The 19,368-nt window shown below is 65.9% G+C and carries 16 protein-coding genes and 1 tRNA gene; 10 read left to right on the top strand and 7 right to left on the bottom strand.

Annotated features, from left to right (window positions below):
- Nucleotides 1–114 precede the first annotated feature (114 nt).
- The 7 genes from HMPREF3151_RS06945 to HMPREF3151_RS06915 all read left to right on the top strand — a co-directional run bounded on the left by HMPREF3151_RS06945 (nucleotide 115) and on the right by HMPREF3151_RS06915 (nucleotide 6,724).
- Entirely contained in the window at nucleotides 115–1,785 is a 1,671-nt protein-coding gene (locus HMPREF3151_RS06945) for an L-lactate permease (protein WP_070474834.1), read from the top strand.
- Nucleotides 1,786–1,881: 96 nt separating this feature from the next.
- Nucleotides 1,882–2,667, top strand: coding sequence for a (Fe-S)-binding protein (locus tag HMPREF3151_RS06940; protein WP_070474833.1), 786 nt, complete (start codon nucleotides 1,882–1,884; stop codon nucleotides 2,665–2,667).
- A complete protein-coding gene (locus HMPREF3151_RS06935; RefSeq protein WP_070474832.1) occupies nucleotides 2,664–4,217 on the top strand; it encodes a LutB/LldF family L-lactate oxidation iron-sulfur protein in 1,554 nt (517 codons plus the stop codon). The genes HMPREF3151_RS06940 and HMPREF3151_RS06935 overlap by 4 nt, the downstream gene beginning before the upstream one ends.
- On the top strand, nucleotides 4,218–4,892 hold the full coding sequence (locus HMPREF3151_RS06930; RefSeq protein WP_070474831.1) for a LutC/YkgG family protein: 675 nt from the start codon (nucleotides 4,218–4,220) through the stop codon (nucleotides 4,890–4,892).
- A gap of 211 nt (nucleotides 4,893–5,103) precedes the next feature.
- Nucleotides 5,104–5,180 (top strand) — tRNA-Arg (locus HMPREF3151_RS06925).
- 139 nt (nucleotides 5,181–5,319) lie between these two features.
- On the top strand, nucleotides 5,320–5,847 hold the full coding sequence (locus HMPREF3151_RS06920; protein WP_070474830.1) for a YceI family protein: 528 nt from the start codon (nucleotides 5,320–5,322) through the stop codon (nucleotides 5,845–5,847).
- A gap of 46 nt (nucleotides 5,848–5,893) precedes the next feature.
- A complete protein-coding gene (locus HMPREF3151_RS06915) occupies nucleotides 5,894–6,724 on the top strand; it encodes a polysaccharide deacetylase family protein (RefSeq protein WP_246815228.1) in 831 nt (276 codons plus the stop codon).
- Here HMPREF3151_RS06915 and HMPREF3151_RS06910 read toward each other — a convergent pair.
- From HMPREF3151_RS06910 to HMPREF3151_RS06885, 6 genes are all read right to left on the bottom strand, one after another.
- On the bottom strand, nucleotides 6,721–6,951 hold the full coding sequence (locus tag HMPREF3151_RS06910) for a PspC domain-containing protein (RefSeq protein WP_070474829.1): 231 nt from the start codon (nucleotides 6,949–6,951) through the stop codon (nucleotides 6,721–6,723). The genes HMPREF3151_RS06915 and HMPREF3151_RS06910 overlap by 4 nt on opposite strands.
- Before the next feature lie 90 nt (nucleotides 6,952–7,041).
- Nucleotides 7,042–7,515 (bottom strand): MarR family winged helix-turn-helix transcriptional regulator, encoded by a 474-nt coding sequence (locus tag HMPREF3151_RS06905; protein WP_070474828.1) that lies wholly within the window; start codon nucleotides 7,513–7,515, stop codon nucleotides 7,042–7,044.
- Between the two features lie 11 nt (nucleotides 7,516–7,526).
- Complete coding sequence (locus HMPREF3151_RS06900) at nucleotides 7,527–10,175, bottom strand: AAA family ATPase (protein ID WP_070474827.1); 2,649 nt, start codon at nucleotides 10,173–10,175, stop codon at nucleotides 7,527–7,529.
- 3 nt (nucleotides 10,176–10,178) lie between these two features.
- The gene (locus HMPREF3151_RS06895) at nucleotides 10,179–11,330 is read right to left on the bottom strand and encodes a metallophosphoesterase family protein (protein ID WP_070474826.1); all 1,152 of its coding nucleotides are present in this window, start codon (nucleotides 11,328–11,330) and stop codon (nucleotides 10,179–10,181) included.
- A gap of 57 nt (nucleotides 11,331–11,387) precedes the next feature.
- Nucleotides 11,388–12,209 carry an SWIM zinc finger family protein gene (locus HMPREF3151_RS06890; protein ID WP_070474825.1) on the bottom strand — a complete coding sequence of 274 codons (822 nt, stop codon included), beginning with the start codon at nucleotides 12,207–12,209 and terminating at the stop codon, nucleotides 11,388–11,390.
- Nucleotides 12,202–15,306, bottom strand: a complete 3,105-nt coding sequence (locus HMPREF3151_RS06885) for a DEAD/DEAH box helicase (RefSeq protein ID WP_070474824.1) — start codon at nucleotides 15,304–15,306, stop codon at nucleotides 12,202–12,204. Before HMPREF3151_RS06885 ends, HMPREF3151_RS06890 begins: the two co-directional genes overlap by 8 nt.
- A 166-nt stretch (nucleotides 15,307–15,472) precedes the next feature.
- On the opposite strand from HMPREF3151_RS06885, the gene putP reads away from it, so the two are divergent.
- From putP to HMPREF3151_RS06870, 3 genes are read left to right on the top strand one after another with little or no spacing between them, the layout of a single operon-like run.
- Entirely contained in the window at nucleotides 15,473–17,041 is a 1,569-nt protein-coding gene (putP, locus tag HMPREF3151_RS06880) for a sodium/proline symporter PutP (RefSeq protein WP_070474823.1), read from the top strand.
- A 6-nt stretch (nucleotides 17,042–17,047) separates the two neighbouring features.
- Entirely contained in the window at nucleotides 17,048–17,647 is a 600-nt protein-coding gene (locus HMPREF3151_RS06875; RefSeq protein ID WP_070474822.1) for a GmrSD restriction endonuclease domain-containing protein, read from the top strand.
- A 33-nt stretch (nucleotides 17,648–17,680) separates the two neighbouring features.
- The gene (locus tag HMPREF3151_RS06870) at nucleotides 17,681–18,163 is read left to right on the top strand and encodes a DUF2269 domain-containing protein (RefSeq protein WP_070474821.1); all 483 of its coding nucleotides are present in this window, start codon (nucleotides 17,681–17,683) and stop codon (nucleotides 18,161–18,163) included.
- 194 nt (nucleotides 18,164–18,357) lie between these two features.
- Here HMPREF3151_RS06870 and HMPREF3151_RS06865 read toward each other — a convergent pair whose 3' ends face one another.
- Nucleotides 18,358–19,134: a chymotrypsin family serine protease gene (locus HMPREF3151_RS06865; RefSeq protein WP_141741359.1), complete on the bottom strand. Its 777-nt coding sequence runs from the start codon at nucleotides 19,132–19,134 to the stop codon at nucleotides 18,358–18,360.
- Nucleotides 19,135–19,368: the final 234 nt, after the last annotated feature.

Below are 19,368 nucleotides of genomic sequence, written 5' to 3'. Positions count from 1 at the left end.
GGCACCACGGTGCAATAGGTCACACCAAAGCGATACCCCTCCATTCGTCACGAACTGGCGTGAGTGGCATATTGTTTTCCAGTCATTGCCCGTACCTACTCGAAAGAGCCTCCCATGGATCAATTCCAAGTGTTCACCGACGCAATCGGTGGCAGCGTGGGCCTTTCGGCACTGGTTTCTACCCTGCCGTTGCTCACCTTCTTCATCATGCTGCTGGGTCTGAAGGCCCGAGCGCACACTTCCGGCGCCGTCGCACTCGTTGTCGCACTGCTGGTAGCCATCCTCGGCTTCCACATGCCCACCGCGATGGCCATCTCGGCCGCCTTCCGCGGCGGCCTGTTCGGCCTGTTCCCCATCGTCTTTGTGATCCTGACAGCGATCTGGTTCTACCAGATCACCGTCGCCTCCGGCCGCTTCGAAGACCTGCGCTTGGTCTTCGACAAGATGGGCAACGGCGACGTACGCATCCAGGCGATGCTCATCGCGTTCTGCTTCGGCGGCCTGCTCGAGGCGCTCGCCGGCTTCGGCGCGCCGGTGGCGATCACCGCCACCATGATCCTGGCTCTGGGCATCCCGCCGCTGAAGGCCGCCACCGTGGTGCTGCTGGCCAACACCGCCCCTGTCGCCTTCGGCGCCGTGGGCATCCCGATCACCACCGCAGGCGAGGTCGGCGGCCGCACGGTCGAGCAGACCGAGAACATCGCGGCAATCATCGGTAACCAGACCCCGATCCTGGCCTTCTTCGTCCCCTTCATCATCGCCCTGATCATCGACGGCAAGCGCGGCGTGCGCGAGACCGCACCGGCCGCATTCACCATCGGCCTGACCTTCGCCGTGGCCAAGTGGTGGACCTCCCACTACTTCGCCTACCAGCTCACCGACGTCGTCGCCTGCATCGTCGCCCTGGGTGCGGCGTTCCTGCTGCTGCGTTTCTGGCAGCCGAAGGGCATCAACGAGATGCGCGAGCGCCTCGAGCTGCCCGAGCACACGGAGGACGCGGAACTGCCGGGCCACCGCGTGTGGATGGCACTTATGCCCTACGCCGTCGTGGTGGTCATCTTCGGCCTGGCCAACCTGGGCAGCACCATCCCGGAGTGGCTGAACAAGTTCCAGATCTCCTTCCCGTGGCCGGGATTGGACGGCAAGCTTCTCGACGCCGCCGGCGAGGCCGTCAACAGCGACTACAGCTTCGCCTGGATCAACAACCCGGGCACGCTGCTGGTCATCTCCGCCCTGATCGTGTCTGTCGCCTACATGGTGTTCAACGAGAACGGCCGCTACAGCCTGACCTGGGGCCAGGTGGGCAAGGAGTTCACCGACACCGTATGGAAGATGCGCTGGTCCGCGCTGACCATCGTGCTCGTGCTGGCGCTGGCCTACGTGATGAACTACTCCGGCCAAACCGTCACCATCGGCGAGTTCTTCGCCAACCTCGGCCCGGCGTTCGCCTTCTTCTCGCCGGTGCTCGGCTGGGTTGGCGTTGCCGTGACCGGTTCCGACACCTCCGCCAACGCCCTGTTTGCCAACCTGCAGGTCACCGCAGCGAATAACCTGGGCCTCAACCCGGACCTGCTGCTGGCCGCGAACACCACCGGCGGCGTGGTGGGCAAGATGATCTCCCCGCAGTCCCTCGCCATCGCCGCCACCGCGGTGAACATGGAGGGCAAAGAGTCCGAGATCTTCAAGAAGGTGGTCGGCTGGAGCTTCGGCTTCTTGGTTGCTGTGTGCGTGATAGTCTTCCTTCAGTCGAACGTTCTGAGCGTACTTGCGCCGGTCGTTCCGTAACTGACAACCGAATATCGGAGCCCTCGAGGTCATCACAGCCTGCGGGGGCTTTCATTATTTCCCTGTGATCTCACATCGCTTTTTAGGAGTCCGAACATGCGAGTAGCGCTGTTTTCTACTTGTATCGGCGACGCCCTCTTCCCCGACGCGCACAAGGCTTCGGCCATTGTGCTTTCCCGCTTGGGCTACGACGTTGTCTTCCCCGAACAACAAACCTGCTGTGGCCAGATGCACGTGAACACCGGCTACAAGGAGCAGGCGCTTCCGATCATCGAAACCTACGTCGACGCCTTCTCGGATCCGTCGATCGACTACGTGGTCGCCCCGTCCGGCTCCTGCGCAGGCGCTGTGCGCGAGCAGCACGTCGAACTCGCGGAGCGTTTCGGTTCCAAGGCGCTTGTCGACGGCGCGAAGACCGCGTCGAAGAAAACCTACGACCTCTCCGAGTTCATCGTGGATGTCGCAGGCACCTACGACGTGGGCGCGTTCTTCCCGCACCGCGTGACCTACCACTCCTCCTGCCACTCCCTGCGCTTCCTCAAGGTCGGCGACCGCCCGACCAAGCTGCTGCGCCACGTCGAGGGCCTGGAGCTGGTGGACCTGCCGAACTCCGAGGAGTGCTGCGGCTTCGGCGGCACCTTCTCTGTGAAGATGTCGGAGGTCTCCTCCGCCATGGTCTCCGACAAGGTCCGCCACATCAAGGACACCCAGGCCGAGTACGTCACCGCCGGTGACTCCTCTTGCCTGATGAACATCGCGGGCGCAATGTCCCGCCAGCACCAGGGCATCCGCGCTGTGCACATGGCGGAGATCCTCGCCTCCACCAAGGAGCACCCGCTGACCCCGACGTCCGCGGCGTACAAGAAGGAGAAGATGCTGTGAAGGTCGCACTCGGTCAACCCACCATGCCGCCGTACGCGAGCGGCCCTTCCCACCTGCGCGGCAAGGAGAAGTTCCAGAAGGCTGCGCACCACGAGCTCAACGACGTAACCAAGCGCCGCAACTACCAGTACGCCACCACCACCATCCGCGTGAAGCGCCAGAACGTCGTGGACGAGGTGGACGACTGGCAGGATCTGCGCGAGGCGGGCTCCACCATTAAGCGCGACGTCGCCGCACGCATGCCCGAGCTGCTGGAGCAGTTCGAGGAGAACGTGACCAAGCGCGGCGGCCACGTCCACTGGGCGCGCGACTCCAAGGAAGCCAACGAGATCATCCAGGATCTGGTCAAGGCCACCGGCGAGGACAAGGTAGTCAAGATCAAGTCCATGGCCACCCAGGAAATCGCCCTGAACGAGGAGCTGGATAAGGCCGGCATCTTCGCGCAGGAGACCGACCTGGCTGAGCTCATCGTGCAGCTCGGCGAGGACTTCCCCTCCCACATCCTCGTCCCCGCGATCCACCGCAACCGCGCGGAGATCCGCGACATCTTCGCCGCGAAGATGCCGAACACGGACGAGACCCTGACCCAGGACCCGGCGGAGCTGGCTGAGGCCGCCCGCAAGTTCCTGCGCCAGCAATTCATGGAGGCCAAAGTGGCCATCTCCGGCGCGAACTTCGGTTGCGCCGACACCGGCACCGTCTCCATCGTGGAGTCCGAGGGCAACGGCCGTATGTGCCTGACCCTGCCGGAGACCCTGATCACCGTCATGGGCATTGAAAAGCTGCTGCCGAACTTCGAGGACCTCGGCGTGTTCCTGCAGCTGCTGCCGCGCTCCTCCACCGGTGAGCGCATGAACCCGTACACCTCCCTGTGGTCCGGCGTGACCGAGGGCGACGGCCCTCAGAACTTCCACATCATCCTCCTGGACAACGGACGCACCGCCGCCCTGTCCAGCGAGATCGGCCGCGAGGCGCTGAAGTGCATCCGCTGCTCCGCCTGCCTGAACGTCTGCCCGGTCTACGAGCGTGCCGGCGGCCACTCCTACGGCTCCACCTACCCGGGCCCGATCGGCGCGATCATCACCCCGCAGCTGACCGGCATCGACTCCGCGGACGACCCGAACGGCTCCCTGCCGTACGCGTCGTCCCTGTGCGGCCGCTGCAACGAGGTCTGCCCGGTGAAGATCCCGATCACGGACATTCTGCTGGAGCTGCGCTACCAGAAGGCAAAGAACGAGCCGAACCACGTTGAACGCGCAGCGTTCGCTTCCTTGGCCCAGGTCTGGGGCCGCAGCGGCGTGTGGGACAAGCTGGTGCGCATGGTGGCCCTGGGCCGCGTGCTCGGCGGCTTCAACGGCAAGATCGACCTCATGCCGCCGCCGATCTCCGGCTGGACCGAGTACCGCGACGTGGCCGTGCCGCCGAAGAAGTCCTTCCGCCAGTGGTGGGGCTCCGAGGAGGCCGAGCGTCTGCTGGCCGAGGCCCGCGAGCAGGGCATTCCGGAGGGCCAGAAGGTCGCCGGCAAGCGATTCGAGGAAGAGGACAAGTAAATGACCACTCGAGTAACCGGTAATTCTGCCCCGCGCGACGCCCGCAACGAGGACGCCAAGCGCGAGATCCTCAAGCGCATCCGCGACGCGCAGCAGCTGTCCAACACCCCGGAGCACGTTGAGGTGGTGCGCAACTACAACACCTCCTCCGACATCTCCGGAGACGAGCTGCGCGAGATCCTCATCGACCGCCTCGTGGACTACAAGGCGGACGTTGTGGAGACCACCGAGGCTACCCTCGCTGAGGACATCGCCAAGGTGCTCGCGGACCGCAAGTGCAACGAGGTCGTCTACGCCCCCGGCCTGGACGCCTCGCTTTTCGACGGCTTCGCTGGCACCGCCCGCCCCGATTCCAACGACACCGACCCGCGCGAGCTTTCCGACGTCGACGCCGTAGTCACCGACTCCAAGGTGACCTCCGCGCAGACCGGCTCCATCGTGCTGGAGTCCGGTGACGTGTGCGGCCGCCGCGCACTGTCTCTGGTGCCGGACCGCCACATCTGCATCGTGCGCCCGGACTCCGTCGTTTTCGGCGTGCCGGAGATGATCTCCCGCATCGACCCGGAGCGCCCAGCGACCATGATCTCTGGCCCGTCCGCGACCTCCGACATCGAGCTCGTACGCGTCGAGGGCGTGCACGGCCCGCGCGACCTGATCGTGATGGTTGTGAAGTAGCCAGCGCTTAGCCTGGAATAACGAAGCGGCCGGTCCCTTTCGGGGCCGGCCGTTTCGCTGTCATTGTTTCCCGTGTCACGCCGTTCCCGCGGCGCGCACCAATGATTATGCGACATGGGTGTTGCAAATCCATGGGGTGAAGCTGGGAGTCGCCCTAGGGTTCGTTCCAATTTCGTTGGCTGTGGATCCGGGTGCTAACCTAGACGGCATTGTCTCCGTAGCTCAGTGGATTAGAGCATCGGTTTCCGGTACCGAAGGTCGCAGGTTCGAATCCTGTCGGGGACACCACGTTTACAGGGGTTTTGCCACATAGATACTGTGGCAAAACCCTTCATCTTTCCCCTCATTGTTGACACGTCACCATAGCGGCCGTAACATTACCTTCGTTCCATTGTTGACTCATCAACATGATTCGAAGGAGACAATCATGCAGACCGGTACCTACACCCTCGACCCCGCCCACTCCTCCATCGGTTTCACCGTGCGTCACGCCATGGTGACCAAGGTCCGCGGCGAGTTCACCGACTTCGACGCGTCCGTGACTATCGCGGAGGAGCCGTCCGCAAGCACCGCTTCCGGCACCGTGCGCACCGCCAGCGTGGACACCCGCAACGCCGACCGCGACGCACACGTTCGCGGCGAGGACTTCTTCGCAGTCGAGCAGTACCCGGAGATGACCTTCACCGCCACCAGCTTCGACGTGGACGCGCAGGGCAACGGCGCCGTCACCGGCGACCTGACCATCAAGACCACCACCAAGCCGGTCACCTTCGACGTCGAGACCTTCGGCGTGGAGGAGGACCCGTTCGGCAACACCCGTCTCGGCTTCGAGGCGCACACCACCATCAACCGCAGCGAGTACGGCATCGACTTCCAGGCGCCGCTGAACTCCGGCGGCATGCTGGTCAGCGAAAAGGTGGGCATCGAGATCGAGGGTTCCGCGATCAAGCAGTAGCTTCTCGACGAGCACTCCGCTCCCCCACCCATTAGACTCTCAGCCTGTGCTGAGCAGGAAAACCTTCATGTCCGCCACGGCAGTGGCGGGCTTTTCTGCGTTGGTGGGGTGTGCCGGCCCGCGGGGCACGACAGTGACGGAGACGGCTACCACCACCGCCCGCGAGACGGTGACGGCGTATCCCGGTCCGGAGCGCTACGCGGGCCGGACGCCGCAAGCGTTTGGGACCTCCATGCGCGGCATCGTGGAGACGGTGCCGGTCACCCCGGGCAGGCGCGCGATTGCGCTGACGTTCGACGCCTGCGGCGGGCCGAGCGGTTCAGCAGTGGACCAGGGACTGATAGACGCGCTGCGCGAGTATGCCGTGCCCGCGACGCTGTTTTTGAGCGCCACCTGGATCGAGGCAAACCCGGAGGCGACGCGGAAGCTTGCGGCCGATCCCCTGTTCCGCCTGGAAAACCACGGTACGCGCCACCTGCCGCTGAGCGTCAACGGCCAGGCGGCCTACGGCATCGCGGGCACCGCAACGCCGGCGGAGGCCATCGCGGAAATCGACGACAACCGCGCGCTGCTGGCGGAGTACGGGGTGGATTCTGCGTGGTTTCGCTCAGGCACGGCCCACTACGACGACGTCGCCGTCGACATCGCCCGCGATCGCGGGGTAAAAATCGCCGGCTTCAGCGTCAACGCTGACGTCGGGGCGACGGCCACGGCGGGCCATGTGGCGTCGACAATCATGCATGCCCCCGACGGGGCGATCGTGCTGGCGCACATGAACCACCCCACCTCGGGCACAGGGCCGGGTGTGCGCCACGCGCTGGAACAACTACGCGGCGACGCTGTGCGGTTTACGTTCCTAGACGGGAGCCGGCCTTAGAACTCGGCCGGCATGATCAGCCAGGCCACGCCGTAGGCAAGCAAGCCCGGGAACACACCGGCAAGTACGAGCACGATGAAGATGACGCGCACGACGGTCGGGTCCACGCCGAGGTACTGGGCGATGCCGCCGCAGACGCCGGCGATGTACTTGTCGGTCATGGAGCGCTCGAGGCGCTTCGGGGAGTTGCCGGGGTTGATGTTCTGCGGGTTGTAGGGGCTGGACATTTCCGGGGTCCTTTCGTCCGTGGAATTGGTGGGCCCCATCCAACCCCTGCTACTGCGCGTTCGCAAGGACAGCTATCGCGTATCGCACGGTTAGAGCTGGTTGGCGGGGAGTTCCTTGGAAGCAAGCACGTCGGTGAAGAACTCGCGGATCCCGTCGGAGCGGTCCGGGTCGAGGTTGTCGAAGACGAGGCGGCGCACCGTTTCAACGTGGTCCGGCACCGCTTCCTCGAGGTGCGCCATGCCCTGGTCGGTCAGGGTGACCAACACGCCGCGCGCGTCGCCGGGGCACTTGTTTTTGGTCAGCAGCCCGCGCTTTTTCATGCGGGTGACTTGGTGGGAGGCACGTGAGCGGTCCCAGCCGAGTTCTTCGCACAGCTCGCGCAGGCGCAGGGTCCGGTTCTCCGCCTCCGACAACGTGACGAGCACAGAAAACTCCGACGATGAGATATCGCTGCCTTCCTGGAGGCGATCGTCGATGGTCCGCGAGATTTTGTTAAACCCGTTCAATATCAACCGCCATAGTTGTTGCTCGTCATCGTCAAGCCACCGCGGTTGAGTACTCATACCGGCAGATCTTAGCTCATGAAACCGGTTTTCAACTCGTCCATGGAGTACGTACGTGCCGCCGCGACACGGTCGAAACGCTGCGGGAAGCAGGTCAACACCAACACCTGCGAGGTCGTGCCCACCTGGGAAAACAGCGAGTTCATGCGGGCGAGCCGCTCCGGGTCGGTGGCGCCTAAGGCGTCGTCGACCACTACAGGCACCGGGGTGGTCTCCCCGGAGGCGGTGACCAGGTCCGCGATGGCGAACCGTGTGAGGATGGCCAGCTGCTCCTTCGTGCCCCCGGAGAGCTGATCTAGCGGCACGCTCACCCCGTCGACGGTGCGCTCGGTGACGGTGAGGTCGTCGCCGAAGTTGAAATCCACGGTCGGGCCGAACAGCACGCGTGCGCGGTTGCGGATCGCGTCGTTGAATGGCGCTGTGTAACGGGCACGGGCAGCATCCCTGTGGGTGTGCATCGTCTCGCGCAGCAGCCGCACGGCGTCGGCGCGGCGGGTGGTGCGAGCCAGCTCGGTCTCCGCGGCGTCCAGTTCCGCGGCAGCGCGGTCGGCTTTCTCGGCGGCGCCGGCGGCGATCTCAATGCGGCCGGTCAGCTCGGTGATGCGGTTTTTCGCCTCGGCCTGGCGCTTCTCCAGGTTCTGCAGGCGCGTCTTGGCGCCCTCGAGCATCTGCTGGGCGATCTCCGGGTCGGCGGCCGCGAGTTCGGCGGACAGGGCAGCGTGCGCCTCGTCGGCGTCGCGCTCGTGCTCGCGGGCAGTTTCGAGCGCTTTCTCGAGGGACGACTTCGTGGCAGCCTGTTCGGCCCGCTCCAGTTCGTCAGCGGCGTGGCTGGCCTCCGCCTGCTTCGCCTCGAGCTTGGTCTGCACCACGGTCAGTTCGCTGGTGGCGGTGCGGTCGGCGTAAGGCTTGAGCGCGGCGTCGACGGCGTCGACATCCTTTTCCGCCTTGTCCAACGCCTTCTGGGCGTCCTTCACGGCCAGCTCCGCGGACTGCTCGGTATCGGGAAGCTCGATGCCGTCGAGCGCTTCGGCGAGCTCCTCGATTTGGGCTGTGAGGCGGTCACGCTCGGCTTGAAGCTCGTCGGCGTCGGTGCCTGCGAGAGCGTCGTCGCGGCGCTGGCGGGCGGACTTCACCTCCGCGTCGTGCGCCTTGCATGCGTCGCGGGCAGCGCGGGCTTCCTCGACGTCGGCGCAGCCGAGCTTGGACAGCAGGCTCGCGAGGGCATCCTCGGCTTTCTCCACGGCGCGGCGGGGGTCCTCAGAACCTTGGGCGGCGCGGAAGACCACGTCGAACTCGTCGAGGGTCAGGCGCGTGCCTTCGTAGACAGCGACGGACTCGGTGCCGTCGATCTCCACGGTGTCGCCGTCGACCTGGATGGTTTTGTTCTCGGCGGTGATCTCCAGCTTGGCGGAGGCGGCCTCGTGCAGGCGGCGTTGCAGGGTCAGCTCGCTCTCGGCCTTCTCCAGCTTGCGCACGTCCGCGTCCGTGACCTGCAGGGCGGGGGCGTTTTTCAGCAGGGTGGCGTAGGCCTCTTCGGCTTTGCCGATGAGGGTGAGTTGGTCGGTGACGACCGTGAGGCGTCGAGAAGCACGCACGTGATCGCGGACGTCCTCGGCGCCGCGCAAGGTGGTGCGGGCGGTGGCGAGGCGGGTCTTGGCCTGCTCGACCTGCGCCGTCAGCTCAGCGACCTTCTCGCGCTCGGCGTCGTGCGCCTCCTGGGCCGGTGCGAGTGCGGCCTGCAGGTCCTGTTCTTCCTTGCGCAGCGCGGCCACGCGCTCGGAAAGGGCGGTGCGTTCGGTGAGGTCCTGCTCGGCGCGCTTTCTGGCGACGGTGGCGCGCTCCAGCTGCTCGGTTGCCGCCTTAGCCTTGTCTGCGAGTTGGCTGGCCTTGGCGTACTCGGCTTCGCGCTCGGCGAGCTCCTCGTGGGCCTGCGGCAGCTCCGTATCTACCGTGCGGATTTCGTCCTCGCGGCGGGATACTTCATCCACAAACGTGGCGAGCTGCTGCACCTCAGCCTCTGCGGCGCGCAGAGTCTCGCGGGCGGTGTCCACGGCCTCGGACTTCGCGCTGAAGGAGGCTTTGGGCTTCGGCGGGGTCGCGGCCGTCCAGTAGCGCGCGTACTCCGCCTCGATGGCGGCCATGAGCTCAGTGTCTTCCTCGCCCGAGCGCTCGGAGCCGTCCTCCGCGTCAAGGGCCTGGGAGATGGACGGAATGCCGGCGGCGGCGATGCCGGGATCCAGCTCGCCCTGGCGCAGGAACAGGGTCTTGGCGAGACTGGTGTCCATCTGCTCGGCGATGATGCGCGCGAGCTCGTCGTCCGCCTGGCGGCCGGTGAAGTTCTTGTGCACCGGCGAGAGGATCTCCAGCTCCGAGAGCTTGCCCTTCAGCCAGCGCTTGTGGATTGTGAAGGTGGTCTCCCCCACCGTCGCAGTCATGGTGACCTCGGGGGAAGCGTCGCGGCCGACCGGGGCGAACACCTTGATTTTCTTGCCGCCGGCGGAGTGGCGCTCCTGCAGCACGGTGCCGATGGCGTCAAGGATGGTGGACTTGCCGGCCTCGTTTTGGCCGTGGATGACAATCACGCCGGTATCCGGCAGGTCGCGCAGCTCCAGGTGCTCGATGGCGCGGAAGTTGTCGATGACTAGGTCGTGGATGCGCATGGTCTAGCCCACCTCCTTGGACAGGCGGAACAGCAGGTTCACGGCATCGCGGGCGGTGGCTTTGTCCTCGGCAGCCTGGCCGATCAGCTCCCGCATTGCGTCTTGGGCGAAGCCGGTCAGCGGCAGGTTTTCTAGCTCTTCGTCGTCGGGTTCGAGGTGCAGGCTCATCAGCCGACCACGCGGGTAGAGCGCCGCAAAGACCGGCTCGAGCTCGGCGAGCTCGCGCTCGAGGGTGCGCGTGTCTTCCAGGCCGAGCGTGCCAGAAAGCGCGTACTTGATCACGGTGCGGTCCTTCTCCGGGTACGCCTTGAGGTCCTCGATCACCCCGGCCACGTCATCGGCTCCGGCGACCTCCCAGAAGCGGGCCTCAAACGTCCAGGCACCGACCGGGACCTTCTCCACCGCAACGTCGGCGCGCCCGCTGCTCTTGTCCACGGTGACCACCAGCGCGTTGCCGGAATCCACCTCGCCGCCGGCCACACCAGGGGTGCGGTCGAAGTAGTCCGTGGTCTCTGGCGCACCCGAGTACCAGATCCGCTCCGAGGCGGTCAGTGCCGCGGTGGAGTGGGTGTCCCCTAGGGCGACGTAGTCGATCGTGCCCTGGTCGATGGCGGTGTCGAGCGAAGCAACGTCGATAAGCGAATGCGCCTCCTCTTCCCCGAAGCCCTCCACGGCGCCGTGGCCGACGAGGATGCGGACCGCCTCCGTCGGCTCCAGGCCGCGGACGGCCTTGGCGCAGAGGTCCTCCGAGGCGTGCTTGGTTAGCAGCGGGGCGCCCACCACCTCGACGCCCTCGCGCACGACCACCGGCTCAGAGTCCGTGAGCACCGTGACACCCTCGATGCCCTCTGTGCGCTGAAAGATGCTGTCCGCCACGAGGGGGTCGTGGTTGCCGGGCAGGAGGTAGACCGGCACGGGCAGTTTGCGCAGCGCCTCGAGCGCGCGGCCGAGTGTGGTGGGCTCGAGCGAGTTGTGCTCGAACACGTCGCCGGCGACCACGATGAACTCGGCGCCGCGCTCCGTTGCTATCTCCCCCAAGCGGGTGACGGCGCGGAGCCGTGCGTCGTCGAAACGCGACTGCGCCTCGGGCGACAAGAATTTTCGGCGCATGCCTAACTGCAGGTCGGAGGTGTGGATGAAGGTGGTGTGCGTCATGTCTTATACACCTACCATTGCGGCCGACACCCAAGCACGAACATTCGAACACATGATCTAACGGGTGAGCTCGTCGTAGAGATCCTCAATGTCCGCCACCGCGCGCAACTGGTCGATGTTGGTAAACGACACAGTTTGCATCGCGCGGTGGAGCAGGTCGATGTCCGAATCATCGATCATCGGCGCCACCTTCGGACGCGGCAGCTCAGGCAACTGACGGCCGGACCAGAAGTAGTCGGAGCCGGGCTCGGCGTTCTCCTTGGCCAAGTCCTCCGCCTGATTGCGCTTGCGGTTCTCCAGCTCCTCCAGGCGCAGCCCGCGCATGGTGAAAATGACGCTCGGGTCTTTGTCTATGAGTTCCGCGGTGCGCTGCGCCACGGCGACGGCGTGCTTGCACACAACCGCGCTATCCGGGCAATCGCAGTAGAAAGTGACTTCCCCCGGGGATTTGCACAGCAGGATCTCCAGGACGTCCTCGGCGAGCGTGCCGGCCTTCGCCGCAGCGATGGAGCCGGGCGCGCGCACGATCGCGCTGGTGGCGCGGCGGATCTCCTCGGCGTTGCGCCGCGGCAAGTACATGGCCACGCGGAACGGGTCGTTCTGGCTGCCCACCACCTCCGCGCGCACCCCGTGGGGCACCGCCTGCAGCTCCACCACATGCCCGCGGGCGGCGTACTCCGCACCACGTTTCGCCCGGCCCACGTCGGTCTGGCGCACCGCGGCGTTGTAAATGGTCATCGCCGCAGGCGACAGCGACCGCGGACGGAACGTGCCGACGTCCGTGCCGCCAGTTTCCGCCGCGCTGGACACGCGTTTTCGCGCGCCGAAGTTGGCGTAGATGACGTTGTCTTCTTGCGGGCGCTTCTTTTTCTCAGTCATTTTGCCCCCTGTAACTGATCAATTGGGCGAGCTCCTCGGTGCCCAGCTCGGTGATCCAGCCCTCGCCCTGGCCCACCACGGCGCCGGCGAGCTGGGTCTTGCCGTCCAGGATGTCCTGGATGGACTCCTCCATCGTGCCGCGGGTGATGATCTTGTACACCGTGACGTTCTTCTCCTGCCCGATGCGGAACGCGCGGTCCGTGGCCTGGTTTTCCACCGCCGGGTTCCACCAGCGGTCCAGGTGGATGACCATGGACGCCGCCGTCAGGTTCAAGCCGGTGCCGCCGGCTTTCAGGCTGAGGATCATCGCGCGGGGCCCGTCCGGCTGCTGGAAGCGCTCCACCATCGCGTCGCGCGCGGATTTGCCCACGCCGCCGTGGAGGAACGGCACGTCCTCGCCGAGGCGCTCGGACAGGTAGGGCTTCAAGATGTCGCCGAACGCCTTGTACTGGGTAAAAATCAGCACACGCTGGTCGGACGCGGCGGCTTCCTCCAGAAGCTCCATGAGTTTTTCCACCTTGCCGGAGCGGTGGCGGCCTTTGTCGGTGACCGCGGAGCCGTCGCCAAGAAAGTGCGCCGGGTGGTTGCACACCTGCTTGATGCGGGTGATCGTGGCCAGCACGAGCCCCTTGCGCGCAATACCCTTACGCTCATCCAGCTCCGCCTGCGTGCTGTCCACCAGCGCCTTGTACAGCGCGGCCTGCTCCGGGGTCATGTCCACGGCGATGACGTGTTCGGCCTTGTCCGGTAAATCGGAGATAATCGCCGTGTCCGTTTTCAGGCGGCGCAGGATAAACGGCGCGGTGAGGCGCTGCAGGCGCTCGCCCATCTCGTCCGCGAGCTCCGGGTCCCTGCGCGATTCGATGGCTTTGGCGAAGTGGTTGCGGAAGAAACTCTGCGAGCCCAGCATTCCGGGATTGACGAAATCTAGGATGCTGCGCAGCTCAGAGAGCTTATTTTCAATCGGGGTGCCGGTGAGTGCAATGCGGTGCCGTGCGGGAATTGCGCGAACGCTTTTCGACGACTGCGTGCCCGCGTTCTTGATCGCCTGCGCCTCATCCAACACCACGTGATCCCACTGCACTGCAGCCAGATCCTTGGCGTCGCGCGCGGCGGTGCCGTAGGAGGTGATGACGATGTCGGACTCTTCGGCGGCCGCAAAAAGGTCGTCGCCCTTGAGCCTGCCCGCGCCGTGATGCACGCGCACGCGCATGTCCGGCACGAAACGGGCGGCCTCGCGCGCCCAGTTGTTCACCACAGACGTCGGCGCCACGATCAGTGACGGGCCGCGCCTCGTGCCCTGCGCTTTTTCCACCGCGAGCAGGGTGAGCAGCTGCAGGGTTTTGCCCAGCCCCATGTCGTCCGCAAGCACCGCGCCCAAGTTGTTGCGGGACATGAAGCACAGCCAGTCCACGCCTCGGCGCTGGTACTCGCGCAGCTCCGCGGTGACGGTGTCCGGGATGTCCACGCGCTCCGGCGCCGGGCGGTCCGTGCCGCCGACCAGGGAGGTGAACCAGGGCGAACCGGTGAACTCGATGGGGCTGTCCGCGCCCGCCTCCAGTGCGAGCTGGCGCAGCTCCGCGGCAGACACCACGCCCTCGCCCTCGGCATTCTTGAGCCGCTCGTACTCCGCCTGCGCCTCCTCGGCGAGGCGCTGCAGCTCCTCGGCGTCCTCGGAGCCGGCGGCCTGTGCAATGCGGGCGCGCTTGATGGCGCTTTCCGCCTCGAGCATGGCGTTTTCCAGGGAGGTGTCGTGCAGCTTCTCCAGGTACTTCGCCGTCTTGGCCACCTCGCGGCTATCCGCCAGCACCCACTCGCCGCGCAGCTTGATCAGGCCGGACTTGGACTTGACCAGCTGGGCCATCTCTTCGTCCGAAAGCTCCACGCCGCCGACGGAGAGCCGCCAGTCGTACTTGACCAGGGTGTCAAAGCCCATCATGGTCACGGTGGAGGAATCGTGCGGGTCCTGGTGCTCGCCGACCTTGAGCTTGGACGCCGTCTCCGCCGTCGCCCACGCGCGCGGCAGCAGCACCACAAAGCCGTGGGCCCTCAGGTAAGAGGCGCTCTCGCGGACGAACTTCACAATCTCGTCGCCATTTAAGTACAGATCCCAGTCGCCCGCGTTCGGGTCGAAGCCGTGGTCCGCGGTGGAGCGGAACCTGCCGTGCTTCGCCGGATCCACAAGCGAGGTCGCTTCGATCGCCACATCGAGCTGGCCGCGCAGGACGTCCGCCGTCTTCGAGTCGTAATCCCCCAACCGCACCGGCCGCGGCGAATCCGAGCTGGAGCGCACCTGCACCCGCACCGGCCACAGCGTCTCGGGCCCCGACTCCTCCGCCTCGTCGGGCGACTCCACGATGAACACCAGCTGCATGTTCACCGCCGTGATCGTGCCGTTCCAATCCCCCATCTGACGGGCCAGCACCGCCCCGCCGCGGCGCAGCGGGATGCTGTAGAGCAGCGACTTCACAAAATCGTGCCAGGGATACGGCCTAGTCGACGCCTTCTCCGCCGCGCCCTGCAGGCGTTCCGTGGCGATCCAGTGCGTGAACATCTGCGCGCAGTCCTCGCTCAAGTTCGCGTTGTTCACCGTGAGCACACCCGGCGAGGCGGCGATCATCTCCGCCAGCCAGCTGCGCTCCTCCAGCCCGGTGCCCAACTGCCACTGCGCGTACCACAGCCCGTCGTGGTACGGCACGTTGATGCTCACGCGCCCCGCGCGCACGAACTGGGTCAGGCCCCGATACATGCGCAGGATCCAGTACATGTCCGGCGCGACCGCCTCGCGCTGCGCAGGCGTGGCCGCCGGGGAATCCCCGTCCAGGTGCGCCAGGTTGTCTAAAAAACGCACTGCATCTTCGGGTGCGAACTGCGCCAGAGGCGCCCTCAAGCTGACATGCCGACCCTTCGGGGTTTGCAGGATCAGGGTGTGGATGTGGTGGAACCTTTGGCCGTCCAAAAGCGAATGCACGATCGGCGGAAACGTGCCGGGCGGCACGTCATCCATGGTCACAATGCGGTGTCCCTGTACGCGCTCAACCCACACCGAAAGCCCGGACTCGGGGAGCCACAGGCCATGGAGAAGGTATTCAGGCATACCCACCCTTATACCACCGACGCCGACACCCGCCCCCGCCGAGCATTCGAACAAAATTTTTCAGCACCCATTCAGGCAATTCCTTAGATTAAAACAGCGGCGGGGAAGGATGCGTTACAGTGTGGCGAACTGTGACCGACATCTACATAGACGCAAGGGAGTGCACATGTCCGATAGTTTCTGGCTAGTGCTTGCCATCGTCCTGTATTTCGGGGTGATGGTCGCCATCGGGTTCTACTCGTGGCGCAAGACAACTAAATACGACGACTACGTCCTCGGTGACCGCGGCCTCGGCCCGCTGGTCGCCGGCATCTCTGCAGGCGCATCAGACATGTCCGGCTGGCTGCTCATGGGCCTGCCTGGCGCACTGTTCGTCGCCGGCATGAGTGAGCTGTGGATTGTCATCGGCCTGTTCCTCGGCACCTGGGCCAACTGGAAGTGGATCGCGCCGCGCCTGCGCGCTTACACCGAGGTGGCCAAGAACTCGATCACGCTGCCCAGCTTCTTCGAAAACCGCACGCACGACACCTCGCGCGTGCTGCGTTTCACCTCCGCCGTGATCATCATCTTCTTCTTCACGTTCTACGTCTCCTCCGGCATGGTTTCCGGCGGCCGCTACTACGAATCCACCTTCGGTGGCGACTACATCCACGGCGTGCTCATCGTCGGCTCGATTACCGTGCTCTACACGTTCATCGGCGGCTTCCTCGCCGTGAGCTACACCGACGTCGTGCAGGGCGGCCTGATGTTCCTCGCCCTGATCGCCGTGCCGATCATGGCGCTTATGTCCCTGGACAACCCGTCCGACATCTTCAGCTGGGCCACCTCCAACCCGTACGGCCCGTGGGAGGACGGCAACCCGAACTACTTCAACATCGTCGCGGGCGTGTCCGCCGGCACCATCATCGGCAACATTGCTTGGGGCCTGGGCTACTTCGGCCAGCCGCACATCATCACACGCTTCATGGCGCTGCGCTCCCCGTCTGAAGCGAAGGCGGCCCGCCGCACCGGCACCATCTGGGTGGCCATCTGCTACATCGGCGGCATCTTCACCGCTCTGGTGGCAACCGTCTACTTCTCCCAGAAGTCCGCGTCCGTGACCGACCAGTCCGGCTACGAGACCGTGTTCCTGGACCTGGCCCGCCTCATGTTCCACCCGCTGATCGCCGGCATCGTGCTCACCGCCGTGCTCGCCGCGATCATGTCCACCATGTCCTCGCAGCTGCTGGTCACCTCGTCCGCGCTGATTGAGGATGTCTACCGCATCTTCAAGAAGAACCCGAACAACACCACCCTGCTCGTGCTCTCCCGCGCCATGGTCATCGGCGTGGCCTTGGTGGGCATGGCGCTGGCGCTGAACCCGTCCGACACCATCCTCGGCCTGGTCGGCTTCGCGTGGGCTGGCTTCGGCTCCGCGTTCGGCCCAGTGGTTGTGGCGTCGCTGTACTGGAAGCGCCTCACCTCCCAGGGCGCGATCGCCGGCATGATCGTCGGCGCCGTCACCTCCTTTATTTGGGGTTCCGTCGACGCGCTCAACGGCATCATCTACGAGATTGTCCCGGGCGTCATCCTGGCCACCCTGGCCATGGTCATCGTCTCCCTGGCCACCCGCCCGAAGGAGGGTGTGGAAGAAGAGTTCGAGTCCGCCGCGGACGCCACCGACTACGCGCTGGCCCACCCTGACGAGGACTTCGCCGCAGCCCTTGGGAACCGCGGAGGCTCCACCGCAGTCTAAGAAGGTATGCGCCAATACCTTCTTATTCTGTCCGCTCTCACTGTTCTGGTGGTGCCGTTTCCCACGGGGCGTTTGCCTAGCGACGTCCCAACGGTGCCCCACCGCACCACCACCCTTGGCTATGACAGAGCCGAGTTCGGCCCCGGCTGGGCCGCCGGCACCCGCGGCTGCGACACCCGCGCCGCGGTGATGGCCGCCGCGTTTGACGCGGACTGCGCCCAGCCCTGGCCACAGTGGGGCAATCCCCGAGTTGTAGACCCCTACACCGGGGATTTTCTTCTACCCCACGACGTGGAAATCGACCACATCCTGCCCGTCTCCGCCGCCTGGGACTTAGGCGCCCACCGGTGGGACGCCGCCACGCGCGAGCGCTTCTACAACGACCCGCGAAACCTCGTCGCCGTTTCCTCCGCCGCCAACCAGGCCAAAGGCGACAAACTCCCCTCCGAATGGATGCCCTCAGACAGACGCTCGCGCTGTGCGTATGGGCGCAGGCTCGTGGACGTCGCAAAGCACTACGCCCTCCCTTTGCCGAAGCCTGACCTGCGGGCGGTGCGGCGCGCGTGCTCTGGGGTCGCCGGTCTGCTGTCGCGCGGCGAGCTGTGAGGATTTTCCCACCATGCCGTAAGGTGTGGGCCCATGACTACATTCCTCATCTTCCTGCACGTGGTCGCGGCCATCCTGCTGCTCGGCCCCGTTGTCGTGTCGACCTCGATGTTCCCGCGCCAGGTCGCAGAATCCCGCGCCGGCGGCGAGGAGGCCACCGGCCGTGCGTCGGTGCTCTACCGCATCACCAAGACCTACGGCATGCTCTCCCTGCTCGTCCCGCTGCTCGGCGGCGCCGTGCTCGCCTCCGACTGGGAGACCTACAAGGCCAACTACTGGTTCCACACCGCCATCGTGCTCTCCGTGATCGCCTGGGCCATCCTGCTGGGCATGGTCATCCCGCAGCAGCGCAAGATGATGGGCACCCTCGGCGCGCTGCCGGCCGCTGACGCAGACCCGGCCGATGTGACCAACAACTTTGAGAAGTCCAAGGCAAAGGCAACCGCCGGCGCCGGCATCTTCAACCTGCTGTGGATGCTCACCCTGATCCTGATGTTCCTGCCGACCCCGGCGTAAAGGAGCGCGGGGGCTCGCCCCCTCTCCCGGGCGCGTTTCGCCCCCTCGCTCGGCTGGATCCAGCTACTAAGGCCCAGCTATTCCCGATTTTTCGGCGGATAGCTGGGCCTTACTAGCTGAAAACAGGAATTTGGGGGTGGCGCGGGCCGAGATCGACCCAGTTTCGGACTGATCCCGGTGACCGGGACGACCCCCTACGTGTACCGCAGCGCGGAGGCGCCGCCGAGGCCCAGGCTGGCGAAGAAGCGGAAGATCCCGTCCACGGCCTTGCGCAGCACCTCCGCCACGGGCCCGGTCAGCCCGCCGAACAGCGCGTTCTGCGCCCACACGCCCACCAGGCGGGCTTCGGGGACGGCGGGGCCGTCGTGGGGCACGATGCCGATGACGTAGTCCCCACCGCGCAGAAACGGCAGCGGGTTGGAGGTCCACATGCTGGAGACCACGCCGACGAAGCCGCGGCCGGGCACCCACATGGGCCCGCCGGAGTCGCCGGGGTGGCTCAACGGCGCGGCGACGAAGAAGGTGCCGTCGGCGGAGCCAGCAAAGCGCCCGCAGGTCTGCGCGCCGCGGGTGCGGGAGAAGTAGCAGATGGTCTCGCCGAGCCGCACGTCACCCGGGTGGACCCACCTATCGCCGGAGAAACGGTTGCCGCCGACAGCCACGCCTGCGTCCCATTGGATGGCGGCCCAGTCGTTGCTCAGGTGGCCGTCGTAGGCCTTGGAGCGGTACAGCGTGCCGGTGGCGCCGCCAGCGTTGACGCGCGTGCCTTCGGCTCCGCAGTGCGCGGCGACGAGGCTGCGGTGGCGCGCGGGGTCGTTGAAGCCGATGGTGCAGGTGCCGGTGCCGTGGATAAGCACGGGCGCGCCTTGTTCCACCCGCGTTTGCGCCTCGGCGGGTGCGGCCTGCATCCCCAGCGCCACGGCCGCTGCGAGAAAAGCTCGGGAAATTCGGTGCGTGCACTGGGAAGACATGCGCATTAACCTAGCACTCTTGCCTATCGACGCCCTCCGGCCCCCACCCAAACCCCAAGCAGCCGGCACGCTGCTTGTGAGCTGTGCCGGTTGCATCAGGTTGAGGGGTTAATCCCAGCGGTCGCGCCTGTCGTCGCGGCCACGGCCTCGTCCGCCGCGGTAACCGCCGCGTCCCCCGCGATCGCCCCTGTCATCGCGTCCGCGTCCGCCGCGGTAGCCCCCGCGGCCGCCGCG

It is taken from the genome of Corynebacterium sp. HMSC05H05, from assembly GCF_001807265.1.
In the GTDB taxonomy this organism is placed as follows: Bacteria; Actinomycetota; Actinomycetes; order Mycobacteriales; family Mycobacteriaceae; genus Corynebacterium.
This window is presented reverse-complemented; position numbering and strand designations above follow the sequence as displayed.

Bases quoted from the DNA above. Each gene is read 5' to 3' on its own strand.
- HMPREF3151_RS06945 (WP_070474834.1), top strand. From the start codon at position 115: ATGGATCAATTCCAAGTGTTCACCGACGCAATCGGTGGCAGCGTGGGC.
- HMPREF3151_RS06940 (WP_070474833.1), top strand. From the start codon at position 1,882: ATGCGAGTAGCGCTGTTTTCTACTTGTATCGGCGACGCCCTCTTCCCC.
- HMPREF3151_RS06930 (WP_070474831.1), top strand. From the start codon at position 4,218: ATGACCACTCGAGTAACCGGTAATTCTGCCCCGCGCGACGCCCGCAAC.
- HMPREF3151_RS06920 (WP_070474830.1), top strand. From the start codon at position 5,320: ATGCAGACCGGTACCTACACCCTCGACCCCGCCCACTCCTCCATCGGT.
- HMPREF3151_RS06910 (WP_070474829.1), bottom strand. From the start codon at position 6,951: ATGTCCAGCCCCTACAACCCGCAGAACATCAACCCCGGCAACTCCCCG.
- HMPREF3151_RS06905 (WP_070474828.1), bottom strand. From the start codon at position 7,515: ATGAGTACTCAACCGCGGTGGCTTGACGATGACGAGCAACAACTATGG.
- HMPREF3151_RS06900 (WP_070474827.1), bottom strand. From the start codon at position 10,175: ATGCGCATCCACGACCTAGTCATCGACAACTTCCGCGCCATCGAGCAC.
- HMPREF3151_RS06895 (WP_070474826.1), bottom strand. From the start codon at position 11,330: ATGACGCACACCACCTTCATCCACACCTCCGACCTGCAGTTAGGCATG.
- HMPREF3151_RS06890 (WP_070474825.1), bottom strand. From the start codon at position 12,209: ATGACTGAGAAAAAGAAGCGCCCGCAAGAAGACAACGTCATCTACGCC.
- HMPREF3151_RS06885 (WP_070474824.1), bottom strand. From the start codon at position 15,306: ATGCCTGAATACCTTCTCCATGGCCTGTGGCTCCCCGAGTCCGGGCTT.
- putP (WP_070474823.1), top strand. From the start codon at position 15,473: ATGTCCGATAGTTTCTGGCTAGTGCTTGCCATCGTCCTGTATTTCGGG.
- HMPREF3151_RS06875 (WP_070474822.1), top strand. From the start codon at position 17,048: ATGCGCCAATACCTTCTTATTCTGTCCGCTCTCACTGTTCTGGTGGTG.
- HMPREF3151_RS06870 (WP_070474821.1), top strand. From the start codon at position 17,681: ATGACTACATTCCTCATCTTCCTGCACGTGGTCGCGGCCATCCTGCTG.
- HMPREF3151_RS06865 (WP_141741359.1), bottom strand. From the start codon at position 19,134: ATGTCTTCCCAGTGCACGCACCGAATTTCCCGAGCTTTTCTCGCAGCG.